The 13,162-nt window shown below is 42.4% G+C and carries 12 protein-coding genes; 10 read left to right on the top strand and 2 right to left on the bottom strand.

Annotated elements, in window-relative coordinates:
- Positions 1 to 72: 72 nt before the first annotated feature.
- Positions 73 to 744: a tetratricopeptide repeat protein gene (locus tag MHH63_RS15410; protein ID WP_076183453.1), complete on the bottom strand. Its 672-nt coding sequence runs from the start codon at positions 742 to 744 to the stop codon at positions 73 to 75.
- Between the two features lie 194 nt (positions 745 to 938).
- On the opposite strand from MHH63_RS15410, the gene MHH63_RS15405 reads away from it, so the two are divergent.
- The 4 genes from MHH63_RS15405 (at position 939) to MHH63_RS15390 (ending at position 4,519) form a co-directional block, all read left to right on the top strand.
- On the top strand, positions 939 to 2,498 hold the full coding sequence (locus MHH63_RS15405; protein WP_341171757.1) for a hypothetical protein: 1,560 nt from the start codon (positions 939 to 941) through the stop codon (positions 2,496 to 2,498).
- 89 nt (positions 2,499 to 2,587) lie between these two features.
- The gene (locus MHH63_RS15400; RefSeq protein WP_076125930.1) at positions 2,588 to 3,181 is read left to right on the top strand and encodes an LOG family protein; all 594 of its coding nucleotides are present in this window, start codon (positions 2,588 to 2,590) and stop codon (positions 3,179 to 3,181) included.
- A 138-nt stretch (positions 3,182 to 3,319) separates the two neighbouring features.
- Positions 3,320 to 4,213 carry a polysaccharide deacetylase family protein gene (locus tag MHH63_RS15395; protein WP_341171756.1) on the top strand — a complete coding sequence of 298 codons (894 nt, stop codon included), beginning with the start codon at positions 3,320 to 3,322 and terminating at the stop codon, positions 4,211 to 4,213.
- A 144-nt stretch (positions 4,214 to 4,357) separates the two neighbouring features.
- Positions 4,358 to 4,519 carry a hypothetical protein gene (locus tag MHH63_RS15390; RefSeq protein WP_172628809.1) on the top strand — a complete coding sequence of 54 codons (162 nt, stop codon included), beginning with the start codon at positions 4,358 to 4,360 and terminating at the stop codon, positions 4,517 to 4,519.
- 78 nt (positions 4,520 to 4,597) lie between these two features.
- On the opposite strand, the gene MHH63_RS15385 is transcribed toward MHH63_RS15390, so the two are convergent.
- Entirely contained in the window at positions 4,598 to 4,810 is a 213-nt protein-coding gene (locus tag MHH63_RS15385) for a hypothetical protein (protein WP_076125931.1), read from the bottom strand.
- 270 nt (positions 4,811 to 5,080) lie between these two features.
- Here MHH63_RS15385 and MHH63_RS15380 point away from each other — a divergent pair, with 270 nt between their 5' ends.
- From MHH63_RS15380 to MHH63_RS15355, 6 genes are all read left to right on the top strand, one after another.
- On the top strand, positions 5,081 to 6,439 hold the full coding sequence (locus MHH63_RS15380) for an ABC transporter substrate-binding protein (RefSeq protein WP_076218205.1): 1,359 nt from the start codon (positions 5,081 to 5,083) through the stop codon (positions 6,437 to 6,439).
- Between the two features lie 103 nt (positions 6,440 to 6,542).
- Positions 6,543 to 7,496 carry a carbohydrate ABC transporter permease gene (locus tag MHH63_RS15375; protein ID WP_036686279.1) on the top strand — a complete coding sequence of 318 codons (954 nt, stop codon included), beginning with the start codon at positions 6,543 to 6,545 and terminating at the stop codon, positions 7,494 to 7,496.
- Positions 7,493 to 8,356 (top strand): carbohydrate ABC transporter permease, encoded by an 864-nt coding sequence (locus MHH63_RS15370; RefSeq protein WP_038570403.1) that lies wholly within the window; start codon positions 7,493 to 7,495, stop codon positions 8,354 to 8,356. Before MHH63_RS15375 ends, MHH63_RS15370 begins: the two co-directional genes overlap by 4 nt.
- Before the next feature lie 83 nt (positions 8,357 to 8,439).
- Positions 8,440 to 10,164, top strand: a complete 1,725-nt coding sequence (locus MHH63_RS15365) for a cache domain-containing sensor histidine kinase (RefSeq protein WP_076125934.1) — start codon at positions 8,440 to 8,442, stop codon at positions 10,162 to 10,164.
- Between the two features lie 62 nt (positions 10,165 to 10,226).
- Positions 10,227 to 11,546, top strand: coding sequence for an ABC transporter substrate-binding protein (locus tag MHH63_RS15360; RefSeq protein WP_341172006.1), 1,320 nt, complete (start codon positions 10,227 to 10,229; stop codon positions 11,544 to 11,546).
- A 17-nt stretch (positions 11,547 to 11,563) separates the two neighbouring features.
- On the top strand, positions 11,564 to 13,162 hold the full coding sequence (locus tag MHH63_RS15355) for a response regulator (RefSeq protein WP_341171755.1): 1,599 nt from the start codon (positions 11,564 to 11,566) through the stop codon (positions 13,160 to 13,162).

The following is a 13,162-nucleotide window of genomic DNA, read 5'->3' as shown; positions in this document are numbered from 1 at the left end:
CAAAAAACCTCTAGTGTTTGCCTAAATAAATAGGCGGCTAGAGGTTTTTTTGTGAAAATATAAGTACAAAGTTTATTTCATTTTGGCGAAAAAGCTACGTAACGCCCAGCCGCGTTCTTGCCGTTTTTTATATTTGGGTAGCGAACGGTAGATGGCGGTGGATTCGTCGAAAGCACGTTTAGCATCCTCAGTTCTGCCCAATGCTTTGTACATGGAGCCGGCTAAATAATAGGCTTCACTAGAGGAAGACTGAATCTCTTGAAATTGAGTAACGTAATGCAACGCTTTATCGTGATCTGTATGGCGGAAGGTTTCCGCTAACCGAAGATATGGCTGACCATATTGGGCTTTTCGGTTGATTTCTAGACCTCGAAGCATCTGATCTTCGCCTTCTTCCAAAGCGCCCAGCTTAAGATTCACATGACCCAGCTCCACCCAATATTCGGCAGATTGTTCGTAACGGTCTTCGATCTGTAGCAGGATATCCTTGGCTTCCTTGTATTTTTTACGTTCTGACAGATTCCGGGCTAAATCAAATTTAGCAGAAACATCATTTGGATTCAAAGATACTGTTGTGCGCAGCTTGGAGATTTGCCGCACTCGTTTGAAGGGCTTTGTAATACTAGGGAAAATTCCCACGTATCGCCGATCTAAGAAATATAAGATAACAAGCAGGATGAATAAAGCCAGAAAAGGGTTGCCCACTAATCTGAAAAGCATCATAATACCTATAAATTTAAGCATGATTTCCCTCCATGATCATTTGGTTCCGGTATTGCGGTTGAATAAGAGCAGATCTAAGGCAGCGTAATTATATCATAATTCAAACCAATCTGAATCCCGGGATTTAAGATAAACTACAACTTTTGTCAGCTTTATAGCGTCTTAGTGTAATAGTAATAATAATTACAATAATATCATAAGAAGGGAAAATCAAGATGCACTTATTTTCAAGGAAGCTAAGGCTGTTTAGTTTGTTGGTTTGTTCAAGTCTGCTGACTGCATTGTCTGTCCCTCAAGTTATAAGTGCAGCTCCATCACCTGGGAAGTTGGGTGGGATTAAGGAGATTGTTGCTTCGCCTGGTTTTTGGGGTGGAAGCTCTTTTGCGGTGGGAACTGACGGAAATGTTTGGTCCTGGGGGAGTAATGTTGTTGGTCAATTTGCTAATGGTACCGCCGGGCCTGAGGGGTGGACGATTACTCCCCATAAAATAGCTGGGCTTGAACATACGAAACAGCTGGCGATCGGCGAAGCGTACTATGTAGCGCTGAACGAAGACGGCACGGTTAAGGCTTGGGGAGATTATCGGGATAAGAGTGTAGCAGAAGCTGGCAATGGGGCAAGTGCTAAACAACACAAGGTTCTGCTTCCTCAAAGGATCTCAGGAATGAGTGATGTGGTTAGTATATCGTCAGGATTGCATAGTGCATTAGCTTTGAGAAACGATGGAAGTCTACTCCAGTGGAATCCTCCAGAAGCTTCAGATGTGGGCTATACAGAGCTGCCCGCTGCCACTAATGTACAGGGTTTGAGCGAAGTGAAGTGGATCGGAAGCAGTATTTATCATGCCGCCATTCGAACTAACGGTACCCTGTGGATTTGGAGTGCTATCCCGCAAACAGAGAACACGAATGTGATGAAGAAACCGACCCCAGTTAAGGATTTATACCATGTAAAGTCCGTCTCTATGAGCGATCGCAGTATACTGGCTTTAACCGAGAGCGGGAGCGTCTGGGGAACAATTGACAGCAATAATTATAACGAAGTCACGATGAGCAAGATGCCAGGTCTTACGGATATTGTATCTGTCCAGACGAAAAACGGGTTCAATCTTGTTGGCAATAAAAAAGGAGAATACTGGGTATGGAAAGCTGGTACCTCACTACAAGGTCTGCAAAAGATTACAGCCGTAAAAACGATCTCAAAACTTACGCTGGATTTAGACAACTTTGCAGCTGTTAAAAAAGATGGCACCGTGTGGACTTGGAGTACCCAACCATCAACCGACAACCGTTTAGTTTTTACGCAGCCTAAGTTAATAAAAGGATTGAGTGATCCTGTTTCTTTTGCCATGGGTGAGAATAGTAAGTATGCAGTCCTGAAGGATGGAACAGCTGTGGCTTGGGGAACAAATAGGTTTGGTCAACTCGGAATTAGCGCGGTTGATTCACGTCCTTTTGCTATATCTCCTATTTTAAAGCCTGTTACTGTAATTGTAGATGGTCAAAAAATGGATTCCGTACAGTCTGCTATTTTTATGGATGGAAGTGTAAAAGTACCGATTAGGGATATAGCAGAAAGTCTGGGATATAGCCTGTCTTTGGAGGGGGAACTGACGTTGACGAAAGCTGGGAAGAAAATTTCATTACCGTCAGCAGAATCCATTAAAGTAAGCTACACTTCTCTGGTGCCAGCAGCGGCTTTGGCCAGAGCTACAGGTCTATCTGCGGAGTGGAATAGTACGCTGTACCAATTAACATTACAAACAAAAAGATGACTTACATTTAACACATATATTAATATTCTGAGGTACAATAAGTGAATTAATCTCAATTTCACCATAATAACCAGTCTGGAGTGATAGGAATGGCTTTTACAATATGTGTGTTTGCCGGATCGAATCCAGGTCTTAACTCTGAATATACGGAAATGGCTAGGGAATTAGGTTATCATATAGCGGCACAAGGCTGTAGGTTGGTCTATGGAGGTTCGCGGAATGGCCTTATGGGACAGGTTGCGGACGGGGTACTCGCTAATGGTGGCGAAGCTGTAGGAATTATGCCAGTGGATCTTTTTCAAGATGAAATCAGACACTCCGGATTGACGAATCTGATTGAGGTCTCTAGTATGCATGAACGTAAGGCGGTAATGAGCGGTATGGCGGATGCTTTTATTGCTTTGCCGGGAGGTCTTGGAACCTTCGATGAGCTATTTGAAATTCTGTGCTGGATGCAGATTGGTATTCATCAGAAGCCTATAGGGCTGCTGAATGTTCGAGGTTATTTTAATCCACTGCAAGCCTTGATCTCCCATAGTGTGGCTGAAGGTTTTGCACCAAAAACTGCACTTCAAATGCTGCATATGAACTCAGAACCCGAATATCTGCTTGAACTGATGAGAGGGCGAGTGGATCATAATAATGATGAGAAGGGGAAAGCAAGGTTCCCGTCTCAGCGCTAGATTCAAGGTTTCCACTGCTCTAAGGTGCGAATAATTGGTTTAGCACGCTATTCAAAATAAGGACGCAAACACTTCACGGTGTCTACGTTCTTATTTTTTTTCTTTTTGTAAAATCATTTAGTAATAGGGGGAAGGCTTATGATTCGAAAATTAGGCTTTGCGGCTGACGACCGTCTGTTAATAATTAATGCCGACGATTTCGGAATAACTAAAGGAACTAATGAAGCTATTGTTAACTTATTTGAAGGAAAAGCTATAACATCCACATCTATTATGATGCCTTGCCCAGACTCAAATGACGCTATAAAGATAATTAATTGGAAAGGAATAAAGAATATTGGAATTCATCTAACGCTAACGAGTGGCGAGAAATATCCGTATCAACCAGTATTCAAAGAAAAAATCTTGAGTAGCTTAATTACGGGGGAAGGGTATTTTCATCAAGATGCCACTCTTCTGGAAAGAAACGCTGCTGATGACGAGATTAGATTAGAGTTAGAATCGCAAATCCAAAGTGCAATCATACAAGACATTGATCCAACTCATCTAGATAGTCATGGGGGGAGTATCATGGGGTTATACACTGGACGAGATTTTATAGAAATAATATTTGATTTGTGTGAAAAGTACCGCCTGCCCTTTAATTTACCTATTAGGATATTAGAACAACCCTTTTTTAATAATGATCAGTTGAGATTGTTTCAAAAAAGAATTTCTTCAGCAAAAGAAAGGGGGATTTTATTAATCGATGATATAATTTCTCTTCCTTACTGTTTTTACCCTGCTGCGGAATATAGCAAAATGAAAATGAGATTAACTGAATTGTTAAAGAATTTAAAACCTGGAATAACACAGTTAACTATACATCCATCTAAAATAACAGATCAATTAATAGCAATAACGAAATGTTATACAGAAAGAGAATTGGAATATCGTCTTCTAAATGATATTGAAATTAAGGAATTGATTATCAATAAGGAGATTAAACTTATTTCGTGGAAAGACATACGTGATTTACAAAGATGTATTTAGCATATTCTAAAAGCTGCACTTTTTCATTTTTTAATATGAATCTGATAAAACTGTTTAAACTTTGGAGAAGCTGGGTAAATAAGCCGTAAGTAACCAAGCAGAAATGCAAATTTCAGGAACATCACGGAAGGAGGTTGAAATCCAATGAATGTGATCGTACATAATCTTATGGCTTACAATCATCAGTTTTTTAGACCTCAGCCCGTGGTCAATCCCAAGCAAGGAAAAGCAGACAAGAAGAGAATGAGTTTCCAGGAAGTTCTGAATGAGAAAATGAAAGCGTACAGCACCTACAACAAAAATTAAAGATGAAAGCTATACCCTATGTCTGTTAAAGAAAGCCGGAACGCGATGATCCTAGAGATCATTGCATTCCGGCTTTCTTTAGGGTCTGACCTCAAAAAATTCGCAGCTCTTGCGTGAGTAGTAAGTCAGATCACTAACTCTAGATTGAATAACAACATCGAAATCAGTGAAGCGGACAACGGTTGCTCCTGAATTTACTAAATGATCGTCCTGAAATACACGAACAGGTAATTTGCGGTCAACGGCTTCTTGGAAATCGCTGTCGCTTAGCAGCGGGCGGTTAATGGGCATGGGTAATAACTCCTTTGATCATGTAATGAAGTAAGAAATAAAAATAGTATACCTGCGGAAGCACAAGAAATCCAATTTAAGATGAAGTACACGTATTCTGTGAGGAACATATTTGGACGAAATTTTATACTCCCTCCTTAGACATTACATAGATATGAATGGTTTCGTAATTATTTCCACCATAAATCGGAAGTTTACCTCCTCAAAAAAAGAATTTAAACCCTGTACACTAATTCTTGTAAGAGAAACCTTTGAAAGGGGTACAGGGGAATGAATAAAGTAAAACACTTGGCGCTATCGTTAGTCGCTATCATGCTCGTAGGTTCACTGGCAGCATGCGGAGGCAACAACGCCGAGAACAACAACACATCAAACAAAAATGCAGGTAACAACGCAGCAAGCACAAGTGAACCTACTAAGGATGAGGGAACAGAACCGGCTGAGAAAATCGAACTTTCTTTCTGGACACTGGGCAACGTGAACTACGAGGATTTAGCGAAGGAGTACACTAAGGAACATCCAAACATTACGATCAAAGTGCAAAATACCGGTGACCAAACCGCTCACCATAATAATTTGACCACTGCTTTGTCGGCTGGATCGGGTGCGCCTGATATTTTCCAACTTGAAATCGGTTTCATGGAACGTTTCATCAACGCTCAGGACAAGTTCTATAACCTGAATGATCTGGGTGCCAAAGATATTCAAGCCAACTATCTGGATTGGAAATGGAAACAAGCTTCTTCCGTAGATGGCAGCTTCCAGCTAGGTCTTCCAACAGATATCGGTCCAACGGTTGTATATTACCGCACAGATTTGGCTGAAGAAGCTGGACTGCCAAGTGATTCAGAAGGATTCGGCGCTGCTATTGATACTTGGGATAAGTTCGCAGCTGTTGCCAAAGCTTTCAAAGAGAAAACAGGCAAACCATTTGTAGACCTTACGGATCTTACCTTTAATGCTTTGCGTGATCAATCTGCTGATGAAATCTATTTCAGCAAAGCTGATGGCAGCTTTATCGGAGATACCAATCCGCAAGTCAAAAAAGCTTATGATTTCACGGTTAAAGGTATTCAAGAAGGCTGGATCAGCAATGTTATGCTCTGGTCTCCTGAATGGGGTCAAGGCATGAACGACGGTTCATTTGCAGTAGTTATGGGACCAGCTTGGATGGCGGGAAATGTTAAGAGTAATGCTCCAGACTCCTCTGGCAAATGGAAAATTGCTCAGCTCCCTGAAGGTGCTGGTAACTGGGGTGGCTCGTTCCTGACGCTGCCAAAAGAAGGCAAACACTCGAAAGAAGCTTATGACTTTATCGCATGGATGGATAACAAGGAAAACCAACTGGAATCTTTCAAAACCAAAGGCCTTATGCCTTCTATTCCTGCCCTGTATGAAGATCCTGCATTCGTAGACTTCAAAGATGATTTCTTCGGTGGACAACAAACCGCTGTAGAATTCGGTAAAGCAGCAAACCGGGTAAAACCTGTATACTACGGACCGCTTCATGACCAAACCGATACTTTCTTCAAAAACGCATTGAAAAATGTGTTGGAGAAAAAAGCAGATCCGACCAAAGAATGGAACGAAGCAGTAAAACAAGCGAAAACATTGGCTGAACGCAGCTAAGATTTCAAGCTTATGAAATTCAATTTCTAGAAGGTCCGGATTCATAGAGTGAAACATTCTCTGTGAATTCGGATTTACACGTTAGATTACCTGGAGGTGTGACATGGCACAACCTGTTATTTCAAGTCCGCATGCCGAGAGCAAGCGCCGCTTTTTAACTGAACAAAGAAGGAGCCGCATCACTGCTTACACGTTTATTTCGCCCTTTTTTATTCTGTTCTCGATATTTGGACTATATCCGATCTTTTTCACGATCTATCTCTCGTTCTTTAAATGGGATGCCCTGAATCCTATGAAATTTGTAGGGTGGAAAAACTATGATCTGGTCACAAGTGATCCGACCTTTTGGATTTCTTTTAGCAACACGTTAATTATGGGGCTTATGGGTACTGTTCCACAGATATTACTAGCTCTATTGATTGCTGTTTTGTTGAATTCGGCGATGACTCGCTTTAAGAAGACGTTCCGGGTTTTATTTTTTATGCCTAATATTACGTCTATCGTTGCGGTTACGCTCGTGTTCAGTACACTGTTTGGCAACAACGGAATGATCAACTGGATACTAAACGGCTTGGGACTGGATAGTATGGCCTTCAACTCTGGCTGGTGGGGCGTTAAAATCGCCATTTCTACAATGGTAATGTGGCGCTGGACGGGATATAATGCCATTATTTTTCTATCAGGCTTGCAAAGTATCCCTACGGATCTATATGAGGCGGCACGTATTGACGGTGCGAACAGAAGACAACAGCTAACCTTTATAACGTTACCGCTATTGAAGCCATTCATTGTATTTGTTACCTTGCTTTCAACTATAGGTGCCTTGCAGCTGTTCACTGAGCCTTATGTATTTTTGGGCCAAGCGGGAACTGGATCTACACGTCAGGAAGGAATCACTATGGTTACTTATTTGTATAGCGAAGCATTCCGCAACGGATTTTTTGGTACGGCAGCAGCTACGGCAGTCTTGCTGTTCCTGGTCACGATTATTTTCTCTGTCCTCAATATGCTGGTCTCAAATCGCATGGGTGGAGATACGGGAGGGGGTAAAGCGTGAGTACGCTGCGTGTATTTAAAAAAGATCCGGATGATCTAGGGATCATCGGCAAGTTAGGATTTTATCTGCTGCTGATTGTTGGTGCGCTCGTGTCCATCTTTCCTTTTTATTGGATGTTTGTAGTTGGCACTAATGACAGAGGCGCAGTATTCCATGTGCCACCTTTGCTTACGGTTGGAGACCAGTTTTTTGAGAATTTCCAGCGGGTACTGGACAAAACAGACTTCTTTCAAGCCTTGGGCAATTCTTTATTTGTCTCATCTATGGTTACAATATCAGTCGTGTTTTTCTGTACACTGGCAGGTTATGCCTTTGCCAAATATGAATTTCCGTTTAAAAATTTTCTGTTCTACTTTGTAATTGCTACATTATTTGTGCCACAGCAGCTTGGTGTATTACCTACTTACGTAATTATGGCCAAGCTCCACTGGATAGACTCTTTCAAGGCACTTATTGTTCCGGCGATGGTTAATGCCTTCGGGATCTTCTGGATGCGGCAGTATATCACTACAGCTGTACATACGGAATTGATTGAAGCAGGTCGGATCGATGGCGGCGGACATTTCCGGATCTTCTGGAACATCGCTATCCCGGTCATTACTCCAGCTATGGCTACACTAGGTATACTGAATTTTATGACCGTTTGGAATGACTTCTTCTGGCCTTTAGTGGTACTGAAGAATCAAGAGCATTTCACAATTCAGATTGCGCTCCAGCAGCTGTTCTCCAATCGCGATGGTCTAGACTACGGAATGATCATGTCAGCAACGTTTACGGCAACCTTGCCACTGCTGATTGTATTCCTGTTATTTAGCCGCTGGGTGATTGCTGGACTTACTTCAGGAGCTATTAAGAGCTGATCTTACTTTTTGATCTTTACAGGGAATAGGCGGTTTTGTGAAGAATACTAGAGGACAGAGACAGCAGGGGGAAGGGGAATATCATGAAACTCCGCCGTAAAATCTTGTTCGCTATTATTCTTCTCGTCTTTATTCCGGTTATTCTGATGGGGATCGTCACTTACGTTAATTTTTCTAATGCAATGGAGAAAAAATCAAGCAACTTCTACTGGATTTCACTGCTTGAAACGGATCGAAAGCTTAAATTCGCGCTTAGTGAAATCACCTCGATCACGAATTCAAAAATTACGCAGCCGGTTGTTCAGCAATCACTGAAGCAGAAGAACTTTGTAATCACTTATGATCGAAAGCAGGAGCTTAGCAGTTATCTCATTGATCATCCAATGATTACTTCATTTAGTTTTTATAGTAAAGATCGTTTAATTTATCAATACAATGCATCGATGTCTTTTGAGGACTTGAAGAGACAAAGCTGGTTTGACGCGATGGAAGGCGCCGAAGGGCGGCCCGTGTGGTCAGGACCGGGAGAAAATGGCTCGGAGATCTCCGGCAATCCGGTACTTGTACAAGCAAGAGTAATCAAAGATTCATATTCTCTCGAAGATATCGGATATCTGGTTGTTAATGTAAAACCTGATTTATTGGATCAGATTTTCTGGGAAGCAGCAACCCTCAAGAAGGGGGATATTTTGCTGGTCAACAAGCTAGGCAATATCGTTTTTAATAAATCCGGTGAACATATTGGACAACGCACAGAGTTCCCCTTTTTACAGAATGATTATGCTAAGGAACATGACTATTACATCGACAACTATCAGGGGGAAAAATCACTCATAACCTTCCTACCTTCTCATAATGCAGCCTGGTATTTAGTAGCCATTACACCTATGAATCTCATCTCGTCAGAATCTGTATCCATCCGGAATATTGCGATTATTTTAAGTACAGTTTCGCTGTTGTCCGCCATTTTGTTCGACCGCTATTTCGTTCGGAGGCTCGTTCATAGTATTAATAGTGCGGTTAACGGGATGAAGCGGGTGAAGCAAGGGATATTTACGCCGATCACTACACCCTATCGTGCTGATGATGAAAGTGATTTGCTGATTGATGGCTTTAATCGGATGAGCACGCAGATCAATGAACTGCTTGTGCAGGTGGAGACTGAGCAGGGACGTAAGAAGGAAGCAGAAATGCAAGCGCTAATGGCGCAGATTAACCCTCATTTTATTTATAATTCACTCGAATCGATTAATTCGATGGCAGTGCTGCAAGGCAATAAAGATATTAGCAAAATGGTCATCTCACTCGGCAAGCTGCTGCGAATCAGCATCAGTCAGAATCAGGAGCTGATTCCGCTGCATATGGAGTTCGAGCATGTCCGTCATTATTTGGATATCCAGAAGTTTCGTTTTGAAGATAAATTCTCGTATATCATAGATCTTTCGGATGGTCTTAGGACGTTCATGACACAAAAGCTGATCGTTCAGCCGATTGTTGAGAATGCGCTGTATCATGCGATTGAGCAGATGGAGGACCCAGGGGTCATTGAGATTACGGCCTATGAAATGGGCATGGATATGATCATTATCGTAAAAGATAACGGCCCCGGCTTTGACCTTGCCAAGATGATGAGTCTTTGGGATAACGAGGGAAGTGCTCAGAAGAAATACAGTGATAGCGGCGTGGGGCTTAAAAATGTGCATGAACGCTTGAATATTCGGTTCGGCAGTCCATACGGCATACTAGTGTGTTCATCCCCCGGCTTTGGTTCAACCATCCGAATCCGAATACCAAAAATACTGCCGTAATCGACCGTACGGAAAGAAAGGGGGAGAATGTTATCAAAAAATGGTTATTGAAATGGGGCTGGATGTGGTTATATCTAGTGCTGATTTCGGGTGCGGTTTTATTTATAACTTTAGGAAAGCAAGAACCCATTGAAGATGATTCACCAGAGAAAATCACATTAACTTTCCGTCATTTCTGGATTAAAGAGCATGATCGGCCACTGTTGACTATTTATGAAGATATCGTGGACAAATACCAGCTAGAGCATCCAAATGTGAAAGTTAACTTTGAAGGTTTAGACCAGACGTTGCACCGTGACCAAAAGCTGAAGAACGAGATGGTTACTGGCACCCCGCCAGATATGTTTGTTTTGTTCGGTGGAGCGGAGATTGAGCCATATGTACGCTCTAAGCGTCTGATTGATCTGACTGATTTCGTCCGGGAGAATGCACTAACCAATCAATTCAAGGATCTGGATCTCTGGACCTTTGACAACCATATTTATGGCTTGCCCATTGAAGGGAATGCTGAACCTTTATATTTTAATAAAACCATATTCGAAAAGCTGGGTTTGAAGCCGCCAGAAACGCTGCAAGAGCTTGATGCTGCCATAATAAAGCTGAAGTCGGCAGGATATATTCCATTTGCATTTGGCAACGAGGATCGTTGGCCCGCAGGGATTTTTGCACATTATTTAATGGATCGTTATGCCGGTGCTGACTTGATCGAGAAGCTGATCACTGGTGAAGATCAAGCCAGCTTTCAGAATGAGGCGTATTTAAAGGCTTTTCAGCACTTGGAGCAATGGATCAAAGAAGGTGCCTTCAGCACGAAATCGAATGCGTTATCCACAGAAAATGCGGTGGGACTATTTACGAGCGGCAAGGCTGCGATGTATCTGAACGGAAACTGGGATATCAATTTATTTGCCGGAACAGCAGCTCCTACGGATTTTCAAAATGAGGTAGGTGTTATTCCGTTTCCCACATTGAAGAAGGGGGAACAACCTTCGATTGCCGGCGGTTATACATTTGGCATCGGTCTTTCCTCCGAACTAAGCGGAGCGAAGCGGGAGGCTGCACTCGATCTAATGAAAGCTTTTTACACCCAGGAGGTTCAGACTCGGATTGTATATGAAGGGTTGAGAATTCCGTCCATGCGCATCGCCTTTGATCCTGAGAAGACAGGACCCGTATTCGCGCAAGTCATGAATATGATGGAAGTTAACCGCAAGAGCTTTGTCCCTTATGATAATGTATTGTCACCAGAAGTGAAAAAAACGTTCCTGAGTGTTATAGAACAGATGATTAACGGAGAAATGTCTGCTGAGCAAGCGTTAAAGCAAGTGCAGGCATCCTCCATTCAATATTGGAATTTGATCCAAAGCTCAAGTGTACAATGATCCTGGAGGTGCAGGGAATGGATGAGTTACAAGAGAAATATAAAGTAATAATCGTGGATGATGAGCCGATTATTCTTCGTAGCTTAAAAGCAGCCATTCCATGGAATGATCTTCAGATGGAGATTGTGGGAGAGGCCCGAAATGGAGAATTAGCTCTCCGCTTGATAGAAGACACTTCACCACATATCGTAATTAGTGATATTCGCATGCCCGTAATTGACGGGATTACGTTGATGAAGGAAGTATTGTCTAAAAACCCGAAGCTGGTGTTTATTTTTATAAGCGGGTACGGAGAGTTCGAATATGCAAGAGAAGCATTACGTCAAGGCGCTTTTGATTATTTATTGAAGCCGATCGATCATGATGAACTGGTTGAAATGCTAAACCGCGCCAGAACCAAGCTGGATGAACAGAAGCAAAATGATCAGCTGATTCATTCTGTACAGATGCTGTCATTGCTTGCACGTGAACGTCTGTTTGCAGAAATCACTTTGGGAAATGCAAGGCCGCTTGAGCATCTGAAATGGCTGGAGAACAGTGAACTGGAGAGCGGATATTTCATGGCTGTTGTCCAGTTAGATGACTACACCACACTGAGCAGTCAATGGAGTGTAGAAGAAAAACGGCTATGGCTGTTTGCAATCCGCAATATTGTGGAAGAATGGTCACTGGAGCATGGCGTGCTGACGGTTTTCCCGTTTCATAATGGAGAGTGGATACTACTGTTCCCTGGATCTTTAAGCGCCAGCAGGAGAGAACTTGGTGAACATTTGATAGCGGGAATCAAGAGATACTCCAAGCAGTCTTGTTCCGTAGGCATCAGCCGCACCACACAAGGCATTGATCAATTAAGTACGGTTTACCCTCTGGCCGCGAAGGCCTTATATCAACGGTTCTATTCGGGGCTTGCCGGGGTCTTTATTGATGAAGAGATATCGTTCCCAAGCAGTAAAGAGGTGAAATACCCAAAAGAGCTGGAAACCGCGCTGATTGAAAGTATACGTACCTTAAATAGAGACCGGATGTGGTCTTTATTTGATGAGCTTGCTTTATTTATTGAGTCACAAGCTGTTCCTAAGGATATGGCTGAACGTCTTCTTGTTGAATTGATCGTTGTGTTATACAGAAATTATGAGTATTTGAATATAAATTCAGATTGGTCCTTGCATGGATTACTTAGCAAGATGCACAATCTCGGCACTTTAAATGAAGTGATCTCTGCTCTGAAAGAAGAGTTTGGTGTGCGATTGGAGCAAGGGAACAAGCCTGTGAACCGCGAGGATACGCGTAGCGCCATCGAGAAAGCGAAACGTTATATTGAGAGTAATTACCATAAAGATTTAAGTATTGAGGAAGTAGCGGAGCTGGCTGATCTCAGCATCAGTCATTTCTGCACTTTATATAAGCAAATAACAGGCTATACCTTTTTGGAGTATGTTACACACTGCCGGATGGAGCGGGCGAAGTATATTTTGCAGAGCAGCAACGTAAAAGTGTATCAGATAGCTCCTCTTGTCGGTTATCAGGACCCGCGTTATTTTACACAGGTTTTTAAAAAGGCTAGTGGTCAAACACCAACAGAATACCGAGAAGAGAATACTAAGCAGATCCATTAA

The sequence above is a fragment of the Paenibacillus sp. FSL H3-0310 genome, from assembly GCF_038002785.1.
GTDB lineage: Bacteria > Bacillota > Bacilli > Paenibacillales > Paenibacillaceae > Paenibacillus_AQ > Paenibacillus_AQ odorifer.
This window is presented reverse-complemented; position numbering and strand designations above follow the sequence as displayed.

Coding starts and splice junctions, on each gene's coding strand:
- MHH63_RS15410 (WP_076183453.1), bottom strand. CDS start 744: ATGCTTAAATTTATAGGTATTATGATGCTTTTCAGATTAGTGGGCAAC.
- MHH63_RS15405 (WP_341171757.1), top strand. CDS start 939: ATGCACTTATTTTCAAGGAAGCTAAGGCTGTTTAGTTTGTTGGTTTGT.
- MHH63_RS15400 (WP_076125930.1), top strand. CDS start 2,588: ATGGCTTTTACAATATGTGTGTTTGCCGGATCGAATCCAGGTCTTAAC.
- MHH63_RS15395 (WP_341171756.1), top strand. CDS start 3,320: ATGATTCGAAAATTAGGCTTTGCGGCTGACGACCGTCTGTTAATAATT.
- MHH63_RS15390 (WP_172628809.1), top strand. CDS start 4,358: ATGAATGTGATCGTACATAATCTTATGGCTTACAATCATCAGTTTTTT.
- MHH63_RS15385 (WP_076125931.1), bottom strand. CDS start 4,810: ATGCCCATTAACCGCCCGCTGCTAAGCGACAGCGATTTCCAAGAAGCC.
- MHH63_RS15380 (WP_076218205.1), top strand. CDS start 5,081: ATGAATAAAGTAAAACACTTGGCGCTATCGTTAGTCGCTATCATGCTC.
- MHH63_RS15375 (WP_036686279.1), top strand. CDS start 6,543: ATGGCACAACCTGTTATTTCAAGTCCGCATGCCGAGAGCAAGCGCCGC.
- MHH63_RS15365 (WP_076125934.1), top strand. CDS start 8,440: ATGAAACTCCGCCGTAAAATCTTGTTCGCTATTATTCTTCTCGTCTTT.
- MHH63_RS15360 (WP_341172006.1), top strand. CDS start 10,227: ATGTGGTTATATCTAGTGCTGATTTCGGGTGCGGTTTTATTTATAACT.
- MHH63_RS15355 (WP_341171755.1), top strand. CDS start 11,564: ATGGATGAGTTACAAGAGAAATATAAAGTAATAATCGTGGATGATGAG.